Origin of the sequence: Flavobacterium sp. JAS (assembly GCF_020991455.1) — a bacterium.
Lineage (GTDB): Bacteria > Bacteroidota > Bacteroidia > Flavobacteriales > Flavobacteriaceae > Flavobacterium.
Map to the genome: position 1 here is coordinate 1 of NZ_JAJMOX010000036.1, position 2,281 is coordinate 2,281.

The window sequence follows — 2,281 nt, forward strand, 5'->3', positions numbered from 1 at the left end:
AATACTATCAATAATAAATCTATCGTTTACATTATCTCCATTTGGAGAGAAGGCGTTATGTACGAGTATTGTTCCACATGACAGTACTTTACATTTATCATTTACAGAAACATTTAATATTATGCTTCTAGGACAAAGCTCGTCTTGAATTTTATACTCAAATGAATAATTACCAAGAGCAAGTCCGAAAGCAGTTAGTATATTGCCGGTTACTGCATGAGTATTATTTGTATCTATCCAGGTACCGATAGCAGGGGTGCCTGCAGGCAATAAATTAAGTAAATTAACTGGTGATGTATCTGCGTTACAGGCTGTGCCAGTAACTGTTGTTACCTCATTTGGAAGTACTTTTATAGTAACAACAGCACTATCACAATTGGTTGGGTTTAATTTTTCGCAAATTTGATAATTATAGGTGTATGTTCCTGCCGGTGTTCCTGCAAGTACAATTACATTACCAGATTCGTTTATTGTGATGTTAACATTAGTATTATTGGTTTCATTAGGTACTAAAGTTAGATTCACCATTTCTATCGTTGCAGGAACGCCTTCGTTTAAAAGGTCATTGCTTAAAACATTGCCAACAATTCCAAATTTGTTACAGCCAATATCTACATAACTGTCGTCGACTGCATTAATGTCAGCAAAGAGTTTACAGCTTATTCCGAAATCTTTATCTAGATGAATCAAATCTTCAGCAGTTATAGTTGCAGTCTGAATAGGAGCGTTGGTTGATCCACAAACAATATGTGCTTGCTGTTTACCCGTTACACCTGAGACTTTTTTGCCTGCAAAGTTTGGAACTACTTTTACTAAACCAGTTGCGCCCATTGCTTGAGAAGCAGTATCTAAATTGCCATCAATTTTCAACTCAACGGCATAATCTCCATAAGGATTTTCTGTTTCTGGTCTGTCTCTGTAATATCCCTGAATACCAATAATTATTTCTTTGTGATATCCATTTGGTCCTGTTACAAAAATATTAGGACTTAATGCATTTCCAAAACCACCGGCATTTAGCTCTCCGATGTTTTGTGCACCTGCATAACTTCCGTCTCCATTAAAGTCAATCCATTCCCATTTACTGTATTCGATAGCATTGTCGCTATCAGGAATGTTTTGGGTAACAACGCCATCATTGTTAGCATCATACCACTCATCCTGGATTCCGTTACTATTGGTGTCGTACCATACATAGTCTCCTATAATCGGTAACTTAGAGTGACCATAGTCAAAGTTATGAACCTGATAAGCACAGTTTTGTAGCGTAGTAAAGAATAAACTTGTTGTTACAGGGAAAAGCTGATAAACATTGTTTAAGTTAGCGTCTTGTACTTGCAATAAGTAATCTCCTTCTGGTATGTTTTGGAAATTATACATACCATTTGCATCTGTTAAATGTAAAAGTACTGGTCCTGTTGTTGTTCCTTGCGGAATCAGTGTAACTGGTACGTTAGCAAGTGGTGTATTGGTCTCAATATTCATTATTGTACCAGATATTCTTACTTTATAATTAGGTTCAGTAATAGTAACCGTTGCTGTTGCTGTACAATTTTGGTTATCATTATTTACTGGTGAAGTAGCTGTTAAAGTGTATGTTCCTGCTGGTAAATTAGTATTTCCTACCACTTCGTTGTTAGCATTGGTAACAACTACTGTTGAACCTGAGCTGTTTGTTATAGCAATAGAACCATCGCTTAAGCCCTGACAAGATGCAGGAGTTGGAATTCCGCTTACCGAAACTTTATTTTCAACAGTTATAGTTTGTACCAATATAGTTTGATTACCCGCACAATCAGACAAAGTGTATGTTCTTGTCAGGATATATGCGTTTCCTTCGCAACCACTGGCTCCGTTATTAGTATCAGTTACTGTTATATTAACGGTTTGACTACAATTATCAGTTGCATCAGTTATTGCACCTGAATCTGCAATAGGAATATTTGCTATACTTTGCAAACCTGTAATGTCAGCAGGAACTGTTCCGGTTGGCGGAGTAGTATCTCTAACAGTTATGATTTGAGTATAAGAAGTAATATTGTTAGAACAATCACTAGTTGTCCATGTACGAGTTAAAGTGTAATTGGTATTACATTCGTTCTCAATACCACTTTTAGTTTCTGTGTAAACCACTGGCAAATCGGTATTGCAATTATCAGAAGCACTAACCTCGGGTGCGTCCGGAACTGCATCACAAGATACAGTAACATCGGCAGGCAAGTTTCCTACTAAAGTAGGTTTAGTAGTGTCTTCAAGAGTAATCACTTGCGTGAAAGTACTG

General features: G+C 36.8%; 1 pseudogene. It reads right to left on the minus strand.

The annotated features are described in order from the left end of the window. Positions 1 to 2,281 (minus strand): annotated as a pseudogene (locus LPB88_RS23630) (hypothetical protein); the annotation flags it as partial.